Here is an 18,369-nt window from a genome sequence, read left to right as displayed (position 1 = left end):
GAGGGATCGAGGAAAATCAATGAAGATGAACTCTGAGTATTTGGTTTTGTTCACGCAAACTAAACGGGAAGCGACCGTTATATCGCCGGGTATAATTTGTACCGGTGAGGTATTGTTTGGAAGAACAATGCGAATAAGGGTGGTAACGCGAAAATATTCGTCCCTTTATCTATCAGATGACTGATAGGTAAAGGGATGGATATTTTTTTTATTTATCAAACTAATCTAGGAGTGTTCAAAATGAAAAAAATTGGTTTTTTATTGGTATTAGTGAGTTGTCTAGCATTGTTTGCGGCTTGCGGAACAAACTCGGCAGCAACAAAAAATGATAAAATAAAGATTGGTGCGTCACCGACGCCTCATGCAGCAATTTTGGAACACATCAAGCCAGAATTGAAAAAGAAAGGGATCGATCTTGAAATCGTTAAATTCGATGACTATGTATTACCTAATAAGGCACTAGAAAATGGCGATATCGATGCGAATTATTTTTCAACCGTTCCGTACTTTAATTTACAGAAAAAAGAAAATAATTACGACTTTGCAAATGTTGGAGCGATTCATTTAGAACCCATGGGTATTTATTCACACAAAATTAAAAAAGTCAGTGATATACCAGCTGGAGCAAAAGTTATCGTGTCAAATGTACCTTCTGAATGGGGTCGAATCCTAAACATCTTTGAAAAAAATAACTTGATCAAAATTAAAGAGGGTGTTCAAATTGATAAAGCAACATTTGATGATATTACTGAAAATCCTAAACATTTAGTTTTTGATCACAGCGTGGATCCAACTTTGTTAACATCAGCTTATGAAAATAACGAAGGGGATTTGGTAGCTATCAATTCTAACTTTGCCTATGAAAAAGGTCTAAATCCGGTCAAAGACTCATTGATGATCGAATCGGATGATTCACCTTATGTTAATATCGTAGCCACAAAAACAAGTGATAAAAATAATAAAGATATAAAAAAAATTGTCGAAGTGCTACACGAACCAGCAGTTCAAAAATGGATTGAGAAAAAATGGGGCGGTTCAGTAGTACCAGTGGATAAATAAGAAAAAAATTATATAAGAAAGAGTGATTTTTAATGGAAAGAGCAGTATTTGCAGGTGGCTGTTTTTGGTGTATGGTCAAACCTTTTGATAGTTTACCAGGAATTGAATCAGTGATTTCGGGATATACAGGAGGAGAGGTAGAAAACCCGACTTATTTAGAAGTAAAAAGTGGATCAACGGGACATACAGAAGCCGTGGAAATCATTTATGATCCATCAGTGATTTCATATGATGAATTGGTCGAAATTTATTGGCAGCAAACCGATCCAACAGATGCATTCGGTCAGTTTGAAGATCGGGGCAGTAGCTATCGACCAGTGATTTATTTCTTTGATGAAACACAAAAAGAAATTGCGGAAGCAAGTCGTGAAGCATTGCAAAATAGTGGCCGTTTTACTGAAAAAATTGTTACACATATCGAACCAGCTACGACTTTTTATCCAGCAGAAGACGAGCATCAAGAATATTATCAACGAAATCCTGAGAATTATACTAAAAATGCTGAACGCAGAAAAAAATTCATCAAAGAATTTTGGGAATAAAAAGAAATGATCAAAGAAAATTTCATTATTGTTTCAAAAGTAGGACATATGTCCTACTGATTTTTCTCCTAAGTTGCTAGAATGCAATTGGGAGGTGCTTAAGATGATCATTTTTATTTTGATGGTTCTGATGGTAGTGACTCTAATTGCGATTCGACATAAAAAACTGCAAGAAGCAGATTTGGTTTATTGGGAACGAATTAATGAGTACGAAGAACAACGAAAAGAAGAAATTTTGCGTCATGCAATTGAAAAAGAGCGATTATTATTAGCTCAACACTAAAAAACGCTTGTCCGGTAGTTGGACAGCGTTTTTATTTTTCAGCTTCTGAAGAATGCCGCATCAATTGTTTGCGATCGATGATTTTAAACCCTTTATGATCTCTGGCTAAGATACCTTCATCGCAAAGACGATTCAGTAATCGGAATAGATGGCGGTAACTTACACCGATCGTAGCAGCAACATCGGTAAGATTATCAAAGAAATAATTTTTATAGGCTCCATGAATAATATAAGAACATAGCCGTTCTTCTCCTGAGTAAAGAGCATTTGAAGAATAGCTATGGGCACTGCTGATCAAGTTTTCCGATAAATCTTTAGCCAGCTGGGTAATGAACGTAAGATTGCTGAACATTGAATCTTGATTGTTTTCGAAGGGAACCATAATACATTCAAAGGATGACAAAGCAATAACAGATGCAATTGCATGATTGGTATTCGACATCAATTCGACATTTCCAATCAAGCCGTTTGATAAATAGTAAGTTAAAACCAGATCTTTTCCATTCGGGGCTTGTGTGCAAACTTTTGCTTTGCCTGAGACAACTATCATAATATATTTATAAATCGTACCTTGAGCAAATACTGTATCACCTGAATTAAAAAAGCAAATCCGACAATTTGTTTGGTGATCTAACAGGCCATAATGATCTAATAGTTCAAGATGATGAGGTTCTAGTTTTTCAAACATATCAGGCTCCTTAAATTATTTCTTCTATTTAAATATAGTTTACTATTCTTTGAACAGGTAGTCACCAGCTGAACCTTTGTATAAAACTATTTTAAAGTATGAAATTATAGAAGTCTAACCATCTAAACCTTACGATTATAAAGACTTTAAAGCCAGATGATGGTAGAAAATTGAACAGATTACAAAGTGGAATTTAAAAAGAATAATATTGAAGTTGACAAATGCTCAAAAGAACTGCTTGGCATTTGTCTTTTTTTGAATAAAAAGAGACAAAATTAGTAGTTATTTTTGGCATACCAGATTACGTTAAATTTTATCAAAAACTTGATAATTGAATTTTATTCACAAAAAGAATTTTTGTTTTTTTAAACTTAAAATGTGCTTGATAATCTAAATAGGTTTCGTTATACTCGGTAAAGAAAAGAACTCGGTTTCAAATAAAGATGTAGGAGGTGCTCACGTGTATAAAACTGATCAAAAATGACTGTGAAACCCATTTTTACTTAGAGTTTCTAAGCAGGTGAGACAATTTAACATTCCTCCAAGTCCTTTATTTGTGACGTGAAAAATGTGCGGACATTTAATAAATTGACATTTTTTTGAGGAACATACTCTTATTTGGTATGTTTTTTTGTTGTATCTAAAAGTCGTTTTTATCACTAAAGAAACCGTTTCAAGTGAAAATATAAACTTAAGTGGGAGTGTAAAAATGAAGAAAATTGTAGCGGTAGTAAGTTGTTTATTATTGACCATTTTAATTGTAGGTACCAAAACAAATGAGGTACACGCAGCTAAAAAAACGAGTAAAATTCAACGCTTGGTTGATAGCAAAGATATTAAGTCAGATGATTTTTTTGTGGATGCAAAGTGGCTGAAAAAACAAATGAAAGATGATGACAAAACTGTTGTGATCGAAGCTTCTTATGGCGAAGGAAAAGATTACAAAAAAGCACACATTCCTGGAGCTTTACATGTTGATACGATGGAAATTGAAAGTGAAGAAAATAACTGGAATATTTTGGATGCAGAAACATGTAAAGAGGTTTTCCTAAAACGTGGCGTTACCAAAACAACGCCGGTTGTCATTTATTCAAATGATATCAATGCCGCTTCACGGGTGGCTTTTGTAGCTTATTGGTTAGGCGTTAATCAAGTGAAAATTTTAGATGGCGGATTTGCTGCTTGGGAAAAAGCAGATTATAAAGTTGAAAAAGGAACTGAAAAAGGAACGACAGCAAAAGATTTTGGCGCAGCTGTTCCCGGTAGACCAGAAAGTTTGATTTCAACTTCAGCTGATTTATTAGCAGCAAAAGAAAAAAATCCTGATTTAGTACTTGCAAGTATTCGTTCATGGAAAGAATTTACAGGTAAAACTAGTGGCTATGACTATATTGAAAATGCAGGTGAACCTGAAGGGGCAGTTTATGCTAAATCTAGTAAAACAAGTGCTGATGTAGCTCAATTGATGAATACTGATGGTACAGTCAAAGACCCAACAAAGATTTTTGCAGCTTGGGAGAAATGGGGCATTACACCAGATAAAGAAGTTGCTTTTTATTGTGGAACTGGTTGGAGAGCGGCAACGGCCTTCTTTATTACTAAACAAGAAGGATGGAAAGATGTCCGTCTGTTTGACGGTGGCTGGTACGACTGGGATAAGGCTCACCAAAAAGATCCAGCTAAATATCCTGTTCAAATCGGGGATCCTAGAGATAAAGACAAAGTCGAAATTTTGAACTAATGAAAATTTTACGCATTATCTTGCACTTACTTCAAATCGGGTTGCTCTACGGTATTTATCTAGTTCGAGAGCTTTATGCGAATCATTTAGGCTTTATGCGAAATGTTTCTTTTTATTCACAAAAATTTGAAAACAGCATGATCGGTAGCAAAGTTAATTTGCTACCGCTTGTGTTTCTTGTGCTAGCACTTTTACTAATAATAAAAAAAGTGAATCTAGAAAGAATCCTACTATTATTCTTTAGTCTTTTTTTTCTAGGATGGCTATTCTTATTTAAATTACAAACAATGCCTATTTATTATTTAGTTTGTGGAATACTTTGCCTGATTGCTCTTATACAAATAATCATAGCAACAAAAAGGAGTTAAAACATGGATTACTCGCATGAGACGCTCAAATTGGCTGAAATGATTGCCGAAACGTGTACTAGCTGTAAACGTTGTATGAAGGATTGTCTCTTTTTACAACACTATTGCGATGATCCTAAAGAGTTGTTTCAACGTTTCTTATCAGAAGAAGGATTGGAACCAATCGTTCCCTATTCGTGTATGTTATGTGGTCGATGTACTGTTGTATGTCCGCTGCAATTAGAATTAGGCGCTGCTTTTTTATCGATTCGTCGAGACCTGATAAAAGATGGTCTTCCTTTGAAACAATTAAAAAGTGTGGAATTGCATCAAAAACTTTCAACGAGCAAATTGTTTACTGCAGTGAATGATGGGGAGAGAAAATAGGATGAAGTATGGATTTATGGCAGGCTGTGCACTTAGTTCAAGCAGTCCAGGAAAAGTCAAAAATAGTATTGATTATCTAAAGACATGCTACCCAAATTTGGCAGTAATCCAAGGCTGTTGTGGGAAGCCAACTAGAATGATTGGACAAGAAGACTTGTTTCAACAACGTTTTAGTCAGTTGACCAAGCAAGTCAAACAAGCTGGAATTGATGAATTGATTGTGGCTTGTCAAGGTTGTATTAAAACAATGACGATCCAAGACCAATTTCCGACAGTTTCTTTATGGGTAAAAATGGTAGAATGTGGTTTGCCTAAAGAAGTAATAGGCAAGGCTGCAGACAGCGATGTTGTTTTTTCTGTTCAAGATTCTTGCCCGACAAAAGAGGTAACAGAAATCCATCAAGCAGTTCGTTCTATTCTCGAACAATTGGGCTATCAGGTAGCCAAGAATCGATTAAGCGGAAAAAACACTTTGTGTTGCGGAATGGGTGGAATGTGTGGCGTAGCAAATCCGACTTTAGCAAAAGAATTTTCAAAAAAACGAGTAGCCGATTTTGGCACAAGTCATATCGTTACTTATTGTGCGAGTTGCACTTCAGCAATGATACTTGGAGGAGGTCAAGCGTGGCATTTGTTAGATTTGATTTTTGGCCCAGTTGTTTATGAGCAAGATCAAAGTGCCCCTCATCCGCTAGCAAATCCTCTTAAGGCATGGGGAAATCGATATCAATCCAAAAAAATCGTAACTAGGAGCTAGGTGTAAAAAATTGAAAAAGTTAAAAAAAATTATAGTTAGTATTTTAGCAATTGGTTTATTCCTTTCTTTAGCAGCATGCAAAACTACAAAGTCTAAAGAAACAAAAACGACAGATTCTATTAGTACTTTTGCTCAAGCTGAGAAAGAAGGAAAAGGACAAACAGTTACCTTTTATGGCTATGGTGGAGACGAAAAAGCCAACGCGTGGGTGGACGAAGTGGTTGCTCCAGCGATGAAAGAAAAATATGATATTAGCGTAAAACGTGTCCCAATGGATATTGATCAAATCTTAAATAAACTAACGACTGAAAAAGAAGCGGGTGCTAAAAATGGAGATATTGATGTTATCTGGATTAACGGCGAAAATTTTTATACCGCTAAACAAGCCAATTTGTTATACGGACCAATTACAAGTAAGGTAGAAAGTTTTGAAAAACTAATGGACGTGGATGGGCATAATTCTAACTATGATTTTGGGGTAAAAATCGATGGTTACGAGGTCCCTTATGGCAGTGCTCAACTTGTTTTTGCAGGAAATAAAGAACGATTCAAAGCAGATTTTCCAACAGATACAAAAACATTATTAGCCTATGCTAAAGCTAACCCAGGCAAAATCACTTATACGGCGCCACCAGAATTTACTGGTAGTGCATTTGTTCGTAATATTATTTGTGATATCGTTGGCTATGATAAGGTAGAAAAAGCTTCGGCAGACAAAGAAGAATTATATAAAGTAATCAAACCAGGATTAGATTATCTTAATGAAATCAAACCTTATTTATGGCAAGCAGGAAAAACCTATCCAACGACGACTGCAGAGTTAGATCAAATGTTTGCTGCGGGTCAAATTGATATGAGTTACAGCTATGCTCAAATGCATGTAGCTGAAAAACGTAGCGATAATGAATTCAACGACACAACCGAATCATTCTTATTTGATAAAGGTACAATCGCAAATCAGAGTTATTTAGCAATTGCCGATACGTCGAAAGTAAAAGCAGGAGCATTGTTATTAGTAAATGAGATGACTAGTGAATCAGCACAACTTAAAAAAGCGGAAGCAAAATATGGGTATAGTATCCCACCGTTTGATTCTGAAAAACTTTCTGATACGACTAATCAGAAACTGACGGATTTGTACAAAAATCAGGGGGTACTTTCATTAGAAGAAATGCAAGAAAAGCAAATACCCGAAGTGCAAGCAGAAAAAATTCCAGTCATTGAAGCTTTGTGGAAAGAACATGTGTTAAATGAATAAAAAACAGCTGTTGGTAGTTCCTTATTTATTATTGAACGGCGTTATAATTTGTGTAGCGCTGTTCAAAGGACTACAAGTAAGTTTTGGGTACTATCCGTTGATTGGATTGCGTGAGGTAACATTTAATTATTTCAAGCAGGTCTTAACGACCGCCTACTTTCAAAAGTCGTTAGGTTATAGTTGCTATCTAGCACTGACCGCGACTTTTTTGTCATTGGTCTTCGGAGTAGGACTGGCTTTTTTATTGCTGAACACGAATTCTAGTTTTCTACACAAAGTGATTAGTCTTCCCATTTCATTGCCGCACATTATTGTGGCATTGTTAGCCTTACAATTATTCAGCCAAACGGGTATTATTTCTCGTTTTTTTTATCAAATAGGTTGGATAAAGGAGATTGGCCAATTTCCGTTGCTAATTCATGATGTTAAAGGTTATGGAATACTATTTGTCTTTTTATATAAGGAAATACCGTATGTAGCAATTACGACTTTAGCTATTTTAAAGCAGCTCCAATTTGGCTATATTGATGTAGCCAAAAACTTAGGAGCATCGCACGTAAGAATTTTAACGACAATTATCTTACCGCTGATTCAAAAAACGGTTTGTTCGCTATTTGTTATTCTGTTTTGTTTTACATTCGCTTCATTTGAAGTGCCATTTTTATTAGGAAGTCCTAGCTATGAGACGGTTGCGATGACAGCATATGATTTATTTACACAAGCAGATCTAGCAACAAGACCGCAAGCATTTGCATTAAACCTCGTGATGTCTGGTGTTTGTCTACTCGTCAGCGTTTTGTTATTTGGGATCAGTCGTCTATTACCAGGAGGGAGAAGTACTCAATGAAAATGGGAAAAAGAATTTCTTTTATTTTCTTAGCTATCATTGCTTTACTGATTATTCTTCCGCTAAGTTTGTTGTTCTTTTGGTCATTTAATGGGAAATGGATGTATCCAACTGTATTTCCAGAACAATATACGTTAAAAGTATTGCATCAAATGATTTCAGAGACTAATTTTTTTCCAGCAATTTTAAATACACTAGTCATTGCGTTAGGAGCAACTATCGGTAGTTTGCTAATTGCATTACCAGCAGCTCGTTATTTTGCTTTTCAAAAAAAATGGTCGCAGCGCTTTGTGGAAATTTTGATCTACTTACCATTGATTTTACCAACCATTGCTATTACAACGTCAAGCCAAATTTTATTTTTGCGATTTCATTTGACGGGTAGTTTTAGCGGTATTATATTGATTCATATTTATTTTTGCTTACCATACGCCATGCAGATTTTGTTAGAAAGTTATCGGAAAATGGGGGAAGGGTATAGCATAACGGCATATACTTTAGGCGCTGGAAGTTTGCGAACTTTTAGGTTGGTAACCTGGCCGTTATTACGGCCAGGGATCATTACCTCAGCTTCATTAGTATTTATTGTGTCATGTAGCCAATATCTGCCAACCTTTTTTATTGGGGGTGGGCGAATCGTTACTTTACCATTGCTTCTTTTGCCTTATGCTAATAATGGTCGCTTAGGAATTGCTTCGGCATATAGCTTGATTTTTTTGGGTTGTACAATAGTCGGAGTCTTTATACTAAAAATGATGATTGGAGGAATGAATCATGGGCGTAAGTATTCGTAATCTATCACTTCATTACGGAAAAAAGGAGATTTTAAATAATTTGTCCTTTGATATTTTTGACGGAGAAGTTATCGCACTATTTGGTCCTTCAGGAGTAGGAAAGACTAGTTTGTTAAAAATGATTGCTGGGATCCAACCCGTAAAAAAAGGAACGATTCAATTTAATAATGATTGTGCACAGTCAGATGCAGTCTTAGTTTTCCAAGATTTTTGGTTATTTCCACATATGACAGTCAGTGAAAACATTGCTTTCGGATTGAAAGCACGTAAAATTTCAAAATCAGTGATTACTCAAAAAATTGCTCAAATGATGGGTGCTTTTGATTTACAAGGAGTAGAAAATCAATATCCAGATCAATTATCCGGGGGACAAAAACAACGCGTGGCACTCGCACGAGCGATTGCTTTAGAGCCCAAATTATTACTTTTAGATGAACCATTTGCCAATTTAGATAGTCACTTGAAAGATTCGATGCGGCAATATTTGATTGAATTAAAGAAGAAGTATCAATTTGGAATCATCATGGTGACCCATGATCGTGAAGAAGCTTTTCACTTAGCAGATCGGATGATTATGCTTTTAGATGGTCAGATTAAACAAGATGCCCCCCCTAAAGTAATCTATCGTTATCCTAAAAGCCAACAGATAGCAAACGCAATCGGAGAATATAATTTTGTTAAAGGAACTAGCAAAAATAATTCCTTCTATTTAAATGGTAAAGAAATAAAAGTCTTAAATCCAGAAGAAATCAGTGATCGATCAATGCTTTATATTCCTTCAAATACAAAAATAAAATTCGTGGAAGAAGGTATCTCCTGTAAAATAAATTCAATTGATTGGACACCCAATGGACAAAGAGTGTATGCAGAAATTGCAGGAATTGGATGTTTACTAACAAATTTTTCTTCGCAACCAATCTCAAAAGAAGTCGCAATTCAATTTGAAGAACCGCTTTTAGTGGTGAATCCATGATCTCAATTATTATTCCAACTTTAAATGAAGAAAAAACAATTGTACAACTACTCGATCAATTTGAAAGTATGACGACTTCAGTGCCTTATGAATTGATTATTGTTGATGGTGGAAGCACTGATCAAACTGTTTCGTTAGCGAAACAATACGGCCAAGTATATCAGTTGTTCAATGCAAATCGTGGTGCTCAACTTTCTTATGGGGTAACAAAAAGTTCTGGAGAGATCTTATGGTTTTTACATAGCGATAGTGTGATCGAATCAACGAAAGATCTATTAGCGATTATTGAAAAATGCTTTAGCGATTCAATTTATAGTGCAGCTTTTTTTAAGTTGAAATTTGATTCAGCTGAATTTTTTTATCGCTATTTAGCTGAGACATCTACTTTGAGAGCCCTTTTTTTAGGATTGATTTTTGGTGACCAGGGGTTAGTAACTACTCAGAAAAATTATGAAAAAGCAGGCGGCTTTGAACCTGTTCCCTTAATGGAAGATTGGCGATTTAGCCGTCGCTTAAGAAAAATCGGAAAGTTTAAGCTGCTTCCATTCACGATTCAAACATCGAGTCGGCGCTTTAGAAAAGGTAAATTACAGACACATTTAAAAATGCATCAAATAAAATTATTATATTTGTTTGGTGTATCGCCTAAAAAATTAGCCGAGCGTTATTACAGATAAAAGGAGAGCACGATGTTAGAAAAAATCCATATGTATTTAAAGGCCTATCATTTGCTTGAAAGATTTGAGCTTTGTGAACCGATTACGGTTGAGTTTTTAGCTCAGGGTGAATACAATCAAAATTTTTTGATTTCAGATCAAACAAGGAAATTTGTTTTTCGCTTGAATTACGGTAGCCAACTTCACTTGGATAATCAGGTCCAGTATGAATACCAAGCATTGAAATGGTTAGAACGAACGAAACGGACACCTAAAGTTTATTATGTGGACGATCATAAAAATTTTTTTGACCAAGGCTTATTGATTATGGAATATTTAGCAGGTTCCCCTTTAGATTATCGAAGTGATTTGTCAGAAGCGGCGAAAATATTTGGAAAAATCCATCAACAGCCATTAGACGAGACGGCTAATCGTTTATTTGTTAAGGAAACGCAATCGATTCTTTCAGCTCGTACGACTGAATGTGAACAATTACTTGATCCGGTTTTCAAAAGCAACTATATTTCTAAATTTGCCAAGCATCAATTCGACGAAGCTTTGGATTGGTGTAAGAATAATGTGAAGCAACAGCAATTCTTTATTGATTTAAATCAGTGGTGCGTGACGAATACGGAAGTAAATTCCCATAATTTTATTATCGGCCAGCAAAGTTTTTTGATCGATTGGGAAAAACCTGTCATTAGCCACGCAGTGCAAGATATATCGCAGTTTTTAGCATCGACCACTACTTTGTGGCGCAGTAATCTTATCTTGAGTCAAACAGAAAAGGAGCAATTTATTCAAGCGTATTTGAAAGACACCCATTTTGACAATGAAACCTTTAAAGAGGCTCTACATATATATCATCCGTATTTAATGCTCCGTGCATTGTCATGGTCAGCGATGGCGTATGATAGCTATCAAACAGATACGAAGGAATTACAAAATCAAGAAATTTTTGCAAAAGTAAAAAGTTATTTGCAAAAAGATTTCTTACAGCAAGCTTTAAAGGAGCAAATTTTTGAATAAAAAAGCGTATATATTGTTCACACGTATTCCCATTCCAAACAAAGTGAAAACACGACTACAAACAAAACTTACCGGAGAAGAAGCTGCTCAAATACAATTAGAACTTTTAAAAGATGGGTTTCTTAAATTTGAAGCGTTGAAAAACAAAGGAATTGATCTTTTTTTAGCCTATTCAGATGGAGCCAAATCAAAAAGTTTTTTTGAGATTATTCCAGATGGCTTTGAGTATTTTCCGCAGCTCGGCGATACGATCGGCGACCGGATGGATCACGCAATGAAGACAATTTTTGCTAAAGGATATGAAAAAGTCGTTTTGACGGGAAGTGATATCCCTAATCTAAATCAGAAAATCATACAAGATGCATTTGATAAAATGGAAGAAGTCGTGATTGGTCCGTCTTGTGACGGCGGATATTATTTGATTGGTTCAACTTACTCAATCGATTTATCGCCGATATTTCAAACAAATATTGGCTGGGGAAAACAAAATGTTCTGCAGGAGACAATAGCTCTGATAGCTAAAAGAAAGCTGTATGTATTACCAACGTTAAAAGATATTGATTACCCTGAGGATCTGGTAGAAGCTTTAAAGTACAGCGAAAAAGATAACTATTTTTTTAATCAATGGTTGAAAGAAAATCGAGGAAGAGTGAAATGAAAAAAGTAATTTTTGATTGTGATAATACTTTTGGCTTACCAAATCATGATGTCGATGATGGCTTGACGCTGCTTTATTTATTAGGCGTTGCGGAAATTGATTTATTAGGTGTTACTCTAACTTACGGCAATAGTAATCTGGAAGTTGTAAAAAAAATGACTCAGGAATTTTGTCAAAAGCTAAACCTTTCATTTGACTATTATGCAAGAAAGCAAGCTCAATTTTTAGTGGATCAAGTAAATCGTTATCCTGGTGAGATCAGTCTTTTAGCAACGGGGGCATTGACTAATTTGGCTCAAGCACAAACGATGGATCCTACTTTTTTTAGTAAAGTTAAGGAGATTGTTTTAATGGGTGGAGTGTTGAAGCCATTAAAAGTTAATCAAACATCAGTTAATGAATTAAATTTTTCTAGCGATGCTTGTGCCACAGAAAAGGTCCTTTTAAGTCAAGCAAATCTTACAATCATGAATGGACATATGACAGCACAAGCATTTTTTTCGAAAAGTGATCTAGCAAATTTTCTTACTAAGATAAATAAAATACACTCAGTGGACTCTAGTTGGGTCAAGTTGATCTTGGAGAATTGGATAAAATGGAATAAGGTACATTTTGATTTTGCTGGATTTTGCAATTGGGATATGACAACTGCGGTATATTTAGAGCATCCTGAGTTATTCAGTGCAGAAAATTATTACTTAGCACCAAAGCAACCTGAACTTAAACAAGGAAAAATAAATATCGTAGAACATTCAGCACATTTAGTTAAAATGCCTGATCAGTTAATGAACATCATTGAATTTAATCGATTAGCGATCGATCGAATGAGCAAAGGAATTGCTAAAGGAGAAAGGAGCAATCAATGAAAAAAATTGTGGGCTTTATTTTTTTGATAGTAGTCGTTTTATTTTTAGCCAATCAGTTAGGTTTCGTTAGGTTGTTGACAGATATCGAAAATTTGCGACATATTTTAGAGGATCTTGGATGGATCGGCTATCTTTTTTTTATTTCATTATCCGTAGTTGTAGCGGTCTTTTTATTGCCAGGTCAATTCTTAGCCATCGTCGGTGGCTTGGCTTATGGTGGATTAGTGGGAGGCTGTTTAACGATTATCGGCGCTTCTTTAGGTTGTACGATTTCATTTGTTATTGGAAAATTTCTTGCGAGGGATTATATCCTACAACGCTTTAAAAATGATGCAACTTTTCAAAAAATTGAAAAAGGTGTTCAAGAAAATGGCATTTCTTTTTTGATTTTCACACGCTTAGTTCCGATATTTCCATTTGCAATCCAAAGCTATGCCTATGCTTTAACACCGATGAGTGTAAAAAAATTTAGTTTGATTTCCTTTTTGGCGATGATGCCTGCTAGTTTTACATATACGTTTATGGCTTCGGAGATCGCTACTAAAGGGATTTCTTTTTCGCTATTAATTGAATTAGCAATTGCAGGAATCTTTCTATCATTATTATCCTATCTACCTAAAAAAATTAGTCGAAAGATCAATCGCTTAGATACTGAATATAATAAAATGAAATAGCCCACCTAGATAATTATCTTAGGTGGGCTATTTCTTAGTTAATAAAAAGATAAATGACAGAGTAAACATAATAAGCTAAAAGTAGAAGGGCAATAATGCAAGAAACTTGAATGAAAAAACCACTGCGTACTGGTTTAGTTACTTTCACTTTACGAGAATTTCTGCGGCTCATTTCAACAGGCGGTGTGTTCACTTCTGTCACTTTACGTTTTGGGTTTCTTAGAAAAACAATAGCAAGTAAATCTATAAACAGCATAGCTTGTAAAATGACACTGATAATCGAAACAACTTGATCATTTTTAATAATGCGAAAAGCTAATAATATCGCCATCAATAAATCAATTAGTATAGTTAATACAACGGGCATAATAACGCTCCTTTAAATAGGTTTGGTTAACACAAAGTATTATAGCATAGAAATAATCGGATATTTTCGAAATATTTGTGAAGGTCTTAAGTAAAATTATTTATTCTTTTTTAAAACATATAAAGTCCAATATAGCAAACTAGAGATAAGTGTAAGTAATAATAATAACCCCAAACCCAATGCTCCTTCTGCTGATTGAGCATGCGTATGATTGATTAATAAGTAGATACAAATAAAAGTAGGAATCAAAGAAAGGTATAGATGGACTAGGCGTTGATCATGTCTGAATAACCAAAAATAAATAATCGTCATAAATATAAAAATAGCATAAATAACAAATGATACTAGATAGCCGACATCCATATAGTTCACTCCTTTGAAAGTATTATAGCAAAATATTAATTAGTAATAAATAACGTTTTAAAAAATGATTTTATAGTTACTTTAATTTAAAACTAAAAGCTGTTCTGCACCGCTGTTTATTATTTTGATACAAGAAAATGAGTAACCGAAATTGTTAACGGTTTAATTTAGTCGTTTAAGGTTAAATAATCTTTACTTTTAGTTAAAATTTTGTTAATTTATAAAAAGAAATGATTAAATATTTTGTAAACTATTGATAATCGCGAGAGGGAGCCCAAATGAAATATAGAAATTTATTTTATGGAATGATGATTTTGAGTGGTTTTAGTGTAACTACAGTTGTAGCCCAAGGAGAAACAGCTGATGCCTCTAATTCAAACTCTTTAGTTACTTCACAAGCAGTATCAGATAGTGATAATAATGAAGATGCAGCTACTGGTACAAGTGAGGAAATAGATAAAGTGGAATATGATGCAAATGGTAATTTACAGTTTTACCATCCAACTAGATTTGAAGATTTTACAATAGAATTACCAGCGCTAAGAGCAGCTCGATCAACTATTACAACTCAACAAGCATTCATTGATCAAGTAGCACCGTCTGCTAAATCTTTAGCTAGTGCGAATAATTTATATGCATCGGTAATGATTGCGCAAGCTATTGTTGAAAGCGGTTGGGGAAGTAGTTCATTATCCCAATCACCTAATTACAATTTATTTGGGATAAAAGGTACTTATAACGGGCAGTCAGTAACATTACAAACTCAAGAATGGAGTTCTGAGAAGGGATGGTATTATATCAACGCCCAATTTAGAAAATATCCTTCTTATAAGGAATCCTTAGCCGATAATGTAGCTGTTCTAAAAAACACATCGTTCCAAACGGGTGTTTATTACTATGCAGGTGCTTGGAAAAGTAATACTAAATCTTATAAAGATGCAACGGCTTATTTAACTGGAAGATATGCTACAGCGCCAACGTATGCATCTACGTTGAACAGTATTATTGAAACTTATAATTTAACTCAATACGATACGACATCAAGTAATTCTGTAACAGTCAAAACAAACGCAATGTATCGTTTGTACAATCCAAATAGTGGAGAACACTTTTATACGGCTAATACGACCGAACGTGATACAGTAAAAAAAGCAGGTTGGAAATATGAGGGAATAGGCTGGCAAGCACCAACTAGTGGAACACCAGTTTACCGTCTATATAATCCGAATGCGGGGGATCATCATTATACAACTTATGCGTACGAGAAAGAGAATCTGGTAAAAGCAGGTTGGAAATACGAAGGTGTAAGTTGGTATTCTGGAGGAAGTCAACCGCTGTATCGACTTTATAACCCAAATGCTAAAGCTGGATCGCATCATTACACATTATTACAATCAGAACGTGACAATTTAATAAAAGTAGGTTGGAAATACGAAGGTATTGGTTGGTATGGTCAATAAAATAAAAACTTCCTCAATGAATTTTTTCATTGAGGAAGTTTTTTTATTCTACATCGGTGATTTCTGAAATGACAAAAAAATTGTGCAATGTTTCTAATGGATGTTCATATTTTTTTCCAATGGCAGTTAAGATAGTGTGATCTGATTTTAGTACATTTTGCGTTTCGCTATACAAAACATTTGAAGGTAACTGCACCTCAAAGGCTTTTTTATCGTCTAAATTCAACGGTTTTTTAAAGAAATAACCAGCAATCTTTTTCATTAAAGCAACTCCTTATAGGATTATTTTGTTATATATTACATCAATGGTATAGGTATAACCAGAAATATGCTCTATAACGCTTGTAATTTTAAAAGAGGCGCAATAATGCGATGCAGAGTACACCCGTTACTACAATCTTCATAAGATCGTTGGTTCGAATACCAACAATTAGAGCTGGGACACAGGCAATTATCTCAGGAATTCTTAGAGTTGGGAATTGGCCCGTGTGAAATTCTAATAAGCTTTGTAGCAAAAGCGCTGTTAGAATTGTCATAGGCAAATAACTTAAAAATTCTTTTACTATTGTTGGTAAGGTAAAAGCTTTTGTTAAAATAAATGGAAGGATACGCGGAATCCAAGTAACCAGTGCACATCCTAAAATAGTGGCTAAATAATAGAAATTACTCATTTTTTATCAGCACCCCCGTTAAACAGCCCAATAAAGTTGCGAAAATAACTGACATTTCTGCAGAAAAAAAGCGCATCAATATAACCAGACTAATGCTAGTTACTAGTAAGATCTTAATCGTTTTTACTTTTTGTTTGACTAAAGGTAAGGTTACTTGGAAAAGAAACAAGCCTAAAAACATTGCGGTTAGAGAAAAATCAAGCCCAAAAATCGTCGGATCAGGAATAAAATTTCCTAATAATGCTCCAACGACGGTGGATAAAATCCACACCAAATAAGCAGTCAAATTTAATCCATGCATCCATCGACTAGTGACGTTCTCTTCTTGTGCCAAAGTAGACATTAAAACGCCATAAGATTCATCTGTTAATAATGTACCAATTCCAATGCCGTTTAATAAGGAATCTTTTTTGAAATAGCTAGCTACAGAAAGACTCATCAATAAATGTCGTAAATTAATCAGAAAAACTGTAAAGACGATCGATAAAATTGGTGCATTTAGAAGCAATAAACCGCACAAAATAAATTGTGCACTTCCGGCATAGACTAAAGTTGACATCAAGAAAATTTGCAAAATAGTTAGATTTGTTGATTTACCGACGACTCCAAGTGCAATTCCAATTCCTAAGTAACCCATGATTGTGGGAAGACAAGCCTTTACACCATCAATAAATGAAGCAGTTTTAGTTAGTCTTGTATCCATAATAATTCCTCTCATCTTTTTTTAATCATATTAGACTATAAAGAATAAAATGACAATAGGAGATGAAACAATAAAGGTATGATTGACTGCTTATTTTGAAGAAAAGACTCTTTTAAAGGTAATTAAAATAATAGATAAAGATTAATTATTGAAAAATATACGTTAAATTTTATTTATCAAAGTTAGATGAGGTATAATAAATGTAAGGGAGGCGTTTTCAATGAAAGAAAAATATAATAATATTTTGATTGCTGTGGATGGGTCACCATCTTCAACGGATGCATTTCATGAAGCATTAGATATCGCAGAAAGAAATGGATCAAAATTATTTGTACTAACCGTAGTAGATTATAAATTTTCCATCGGTGATCCCGCATTTATCAATGATGCCCTGAAATTTCATTTAAACAATGCCGAAATCGAATTAGAAAAATTGATTACTGAATCAAATATCAGTGATTTTGATTATGAGACAACAATCGATTCAGGAAATCCTAAACACAAAATCATAGACTATGCAGCTGAAAACCAAGTAGATTTAATCGTAATAGGCGCTACAGGTCAAGGTGCGGTTGAACGAGCAATTGTAGGATCGACGACGGCCCATGTAGTGAACAATGCGAAATGCAATGTTATGGTAGTGAAAGCATAAAAAAAGAACTTGCCATTAAGCAAGTTCTTTTTTTATTGGGATAGTAGGGCTCGAACCTACACTTACCTGATTCAGAGTCAGGCGCCTTACCAGTTTGGCCATATCCCACTAAGAATAGAAAAATTATAACGCTAGTTTTTCTATTCTTCAACTGTTAAGGTCTTTAATTTTTCTTACCTGCTTGCTTCAAGGCGGCTAACACAAGATTTCCGTCAGCAAAACCTAGATTGATTTTGATGATTTCTTTGTCAAAGACTAAGGTTAAGCGAATGCCATTTAGCTTTTTTTGGCCACTGATTTCTTTGCATTGATATAAGTTATATCTATAGGCTTTTTGTTTGCTCAACGCGTAAAGCATCGTGCCTGAAATACCATAGGCGGTCAAGCCTTCTTGCTTTTTTAAACTTTCATATTTATGAAATCCGATAAAGGCGAACGAGAAGTTTATTTTAGGGAAATTTTGTAGAAATTTTCCATACAATTCCAGGCCTTTTTTTTCACCAGTATTGTAATTGATTCCATATTTTTTTGTGAATTGATAAAGTTCTTTTGTTGTGTCCATAGTAACCTCGCTTAATTTATTAATCCTAGTAT

24 protein-coding genes, 1 tRNA gene and 1 other annotated feature (1 of these 26 running past the window's edge) are annotated in these 18,369 nt (G+C 34.6%); of the genes, 17 read left to right on the top strand and 8 right to left on the bottom strand.

Annotated features, from left to right (window positions below):
- Positions 1-168, top strand: a binding site (T-box leader) (it extends 66 nt beyond the left edge of the window).
- A 72-nt stretch (positions 169-240) separates the two neighbouring features.
- The 3 genes from RV04_RS03140 to RV04_RS03130 all read left to right on the top strand — a co-directional run bounded on the left by RV04_RS03140 (position 241) and on the right by RV04_RS03130 (position 1,884).
- On the top strand, positions 241-1,059 hold the full coding sequence (locus tag RV04_RS03140) for a MetQ/NlpA family ABC transporter substrate-binding protein (protein WP_071857017.1): 819 nt from the start codon (positions 241-243) through the stop codon (positions 1,057-1,059).
- A gap of 32 nt (positions 1,060-1,091) precedes the next feature.
- Entirely contained in the window at positions 1,092-1,601 is a 510-nt protein-coding gene (msrA, locus tag RV04_RS03135) for a peptide-methionine (S)-S-oxide reductase MsrA (RefSeq protein WP_071857016.1), read from the top strand.
- 103 nt (positions 1,602-1,704) lie between these two features.
- A complete protein-coding gene (locus tag RV04_RS03130; RefSeq protein ID WP_071857015.1) occupies positions 1,705-1,884 on the top strand; it encodes a hypothetical protein in 180 nt (59 codons plus the stop codon).
- Positions 1,885-1,915: 31 nt separating this feature from the next.
- On the opposite strand, the gene RV04_RS03125 is transcribed toward RV04_RS03130, so the two are convergent.
- The gene (locus tag RV04_RS03125; protein ID WP_071857014.1) at positions 1,916-2,572 is read right to left on the bottom strand and encodes a Crp/Fnr family transcriptional regulator; all 657 of its coding nucleotides are present in this window, start codon (positions 2,570-2,572) and stop codon (positions 1,916-1,918) included.
- 709 nt (positions 2,573-3,281) lie between these two features.
- Between RV04_RS03125 and RV04_RS03120 the strand changes: the two genes are divergently transcribed.
- The 12 genes from RV04_RS03120 (at position 3,282) to RV04_RS03060 (ending at position 13,559) form a co-directional block, all read left to right on the top strand.
- Positions 3,282-4,313, top strand: coding sequence for a sulfurtransferase (locus RV04_RS03120; protein ID WP_071857013.1), 1,032 nt, complete (start codon positions 3,282-3,284; stop codon positions 4,311-4,313).
- A gap of 371 nt (positions 4,314-4,684) precedes the next feature.
- On the top strand, positions 4,685-5,047 hold the full coding sequence (locus RV04_RS03110; protein ID WP_071857011.1) for a 4Fe-4S dicluster domain-containing protein: 363 nt from the start codon (positions 4,685-4,687) through the stop codon (positions 5,045-5,047).
- 1 nt (position 5,048) lies between these two features.
- The gene (locus tag RV04_RS03105; RefSeq protein ID WP_071857010.1) at positions 5,049-5,804 is read left to right on the top strand and encodes a heterodisulfide reductase-related iron-sulfur binding cluster; all 756 of its coding nucleotides are present in this window, start codon (positions 5,049-5,051) and stop codon (positions 5,802-5,804) included.
- A 10-nt stretch (positions 5,805-5,814) separates the two neighbouring features.
- On the top strand, positions 5,815-7,062 hold the full coding sequence (locus RV04_RS03100; protein ID WP_071857009.1) for an ABC transporter substrate-binding protein: 1,248 nt from the start codon (positions 5,815-5,817) through the stop codon (positions 7,060-7,062).
- The gene (locus tag RV04_RS03095; RefSeq protein ID WP_071857008.1) at positions 7,055-7,909 is read left to right on the top strand and encodes an ABC transporter permease; all 855 of its coding nucleotides are present in this window, start codon (positions 7,055-7,057) and stop codon (positions 7,907-7,909) included. Before RV04_RS03100 ends, RV04_RS03095 begins: the two co-directional genes overlap by 8 nt.
- Positions 7,906-8,703 carry an ABC transporter permease gene (locus RV04_RS03090; protein WP_084405499.1) on the top strand — a complete coding sequence of 266 codons (798 nt, stop codon included), beginning with the start codon at positions 7,906-7,908 and terminating at the stop codon, positions 8,701-8,703. Before RV04_RS03095 ends, RV04_RS03090 begins: the two co-directional genes overlap by 4 nt.
- On the top strand, positions 8,684-9,676 hold the full coding sequence (locus RV04_RS03085) for an ABC transporter ATP-binding protein (RefSeq protein ID WP_071857007.1): 993 nt from the start codon (positions 8,684-8,686) through the stop codon (positions 9,674-9,676). The genes RV04_RS03090 and RV04_RS03085 overlap by 20 nt, the downstream gene beginning before the upstream one ends.
- Entirely contained in the window at positions 9,673-10,353 is a 681-nt protein-coding gene (locus RV04_RS03080) for a TIGR04283 family arsenosugar biosynthesis glycosyltransferase (protein ID WP_071857006.1), read from the top strand. The genes RV04_RS03085 and RV04_RS03080 overlap by 4 nt, the downstream gene beginning before the upstream one ends.
- Positions 10,354-10,365: 12 nt before the next feature.
- Entirely contained in the window at positions 10,366-11,361 is a 996-nt protein-coding gene (locus tag RV04_RS03075; RefSeq protein ID WP_071857005.1) for an aminoglycoside phosphotransferase family protein, read from the top strand.
- The gene (locus tag RV04_RS03070; protein ID WP_071857004.1) at positions 11,354-12,019 is read left to right on the top strand and encodes a TIGR04282 family arsenosugar biosynthesis glycosyltransferase; all 666 of its coding nucleotides are present in this window, start codon (positions 11,354-11,356) and stop codon (positions 12,017-12,019) included. The genes RV04_RS03075 and RV04_RS03070 overlap by 8 nt, the downstream gene beginning before the upstream one ends.
- Entirely contained in the window at positions 12,016-12,885 is an 870-nt protein-coding gene (locus tag RV04_RS03065) for a nucleoside hydrolase (RefSeq protein WP_071857003.1), read from the top strand. The genes RV04_RS03070 and RV04_RS03065 overlap by 4 nt, the downstream gene beginning before the upstream one ends.
- The gene (locus RV04_RS03060) at positions 12,882-13,559 is read left to right on the top strand and encodes a TVP38/TMEM64 family protein (protein ID WP_071857002.1); all 678 of its coding nucleotides are present in this window, start codon (positions 12,882-12,884) and stop codon (positions 13,557-13,559) included. Before RV04_RS03065 ends, RV04_RS03060 begins: the two co-directional genes overlap by 4 nt.
- A gap of 34 nt (positions 13,560-13,593) precedes the next feature.
- Here RV04_RS03060 and RV04_RS03055 read toward each other — a convergent pair whose 3' ends face one another.
- Complete coding sequence (locus RV04_RS03055; RefSeq protein ID WP_071857001.1) at positions 13,594-13,926, bottom strand: hypothetical protein; 333 nt, start codon at positions 13,924-13,926, stop codon at positions 13,594-13,596.
- A gap of 96 nt (positions 13,927-14,022) precedes the next feature.
- Positions 14,023-14,289 carry a hypothetical protein gene (locus RV04_RS03050; protein ID WP_071857000.1) on the bottom strand — a complete coding sequence of 89 codons (267 nt, stop codon included), beginning with the start codon at positions 14,287-14,289 and terminating at the stop codon, positions 14,023-14,025.
- A gap of 278 nt (positions 14,290-14,567) precedes the next feature.
- On the opposite strand from RV04_RS03050, the gene RV04_RS03045 reads away from it, so the two are divergent.
- Positions 14,568-15,749, top strand: a complete 1,182-nt coding sequence (locus tag RV04_RS03045; RefSeq protein ID WP_071856999.1) for a glycoside hydrolase family 73 protein — start codon at positions 14,568-14,570, stop codon at positions 15,747-15,749.
- 43 nt (positions 15,750-15,792) lie between these two features.
- Here RV04_RS03045 and RV04_RS03040 read toward each other — a convergent pair whose 3' ends face one another.
- The 3 genes from RV04_RS03040 to RV04_RS03030 form a co-directional block, all read right to left on the bottom strand.
- The gene (locus RV04_RS03040) at positions 15,793-16,011 is read right to left on the bottom strand and encodes a hypothetical protein (protein ID WP_071856998.1); all 219 of its coding nucleotides are present in this window, start codon (positions 16,009-16,011) and stop codon (positions 15,793-15,795) included.
- Positions 16,012-16,099: 88 nt separating this feature from the next.
- On the bottom strand, positions 16,100-16,420 hold the full coding sequence (locus RV04_RS03035) for an AzlD domain-containing protein (RefSeq protein ID WP_071856997.1): 321 nt from the start codon (positions 16,418-16,420) through the stop codon (positions 16,100-16,102).
- The gene (locus tag RV04_RS03030; protein ID WP_071856996.1) at positions 16,413-17,123 is read right to left on the bottom strand and encodes an AzlC family ABC transporter permease; all 711 of its coding nucleotides are present in this window, start codon (positions 17,121-17,123) and stop codon (positions 16,413-16,415) included. Before RV04_RS03030 ends, RV04_RS03035 begins: the two co-directional genes overlap by 8 nt.
- A 220-nt stretch (positions 17,124-17,343) precedes the next feature.
- Here RV04_RS03030 and RV04_RS03025 point away from each other — a divergent pair, with 220 nt between their 5' ends.
- A complete protein-coding gene (locus RV04_RS03025) occupies positions 17,344-17,775 on the top strand; it encodes a universal stress protein (protein ID WP_071856995.1) in 432 nt (143 codons plus the stop codon).
- Positions 17,776-17,810: 35 nt separating this feature from the next.
- On the opposite strand, the gene RV04_RS03020 is transcribed toward RV04_RS03025, so the two are convergent.
- Positions 17,811-17,883: transfer RNA gene (locus RV04_RS03020), tRNA-Gln, on the bottom strand.
- A gap of 55 nt (positions 17,884-17,938) precedes the next feature.
- Positions 17,939-18,337 (bottom strand): hypothetical protein, encoded by a 399-nt coding sequence (locus RV04_RS03015; RefSeq protein ID WP_071856994.1) that lies wholly within the window; start codon positions 18,335-18,337, stop codon positions 17,939-17,941.
- Positions 18,338-18,369 lie beyond the last annotated feature (32 nt).

Source organism: Enterococcus hermanniensis (assembly GCF_001885945.1).
Classification (GTDB): Bacteria; Bacillota; Bacilli; order Lactobacillales; family Enterococcaceae; genus Enterococcus_A; species Enterococcus_A hermanniensis.
The sequence above is the reverse complement of the archived record's forward strand: the minus strand, read 5'-3'. Positions and strand labels throughout refer to the sequence as shown.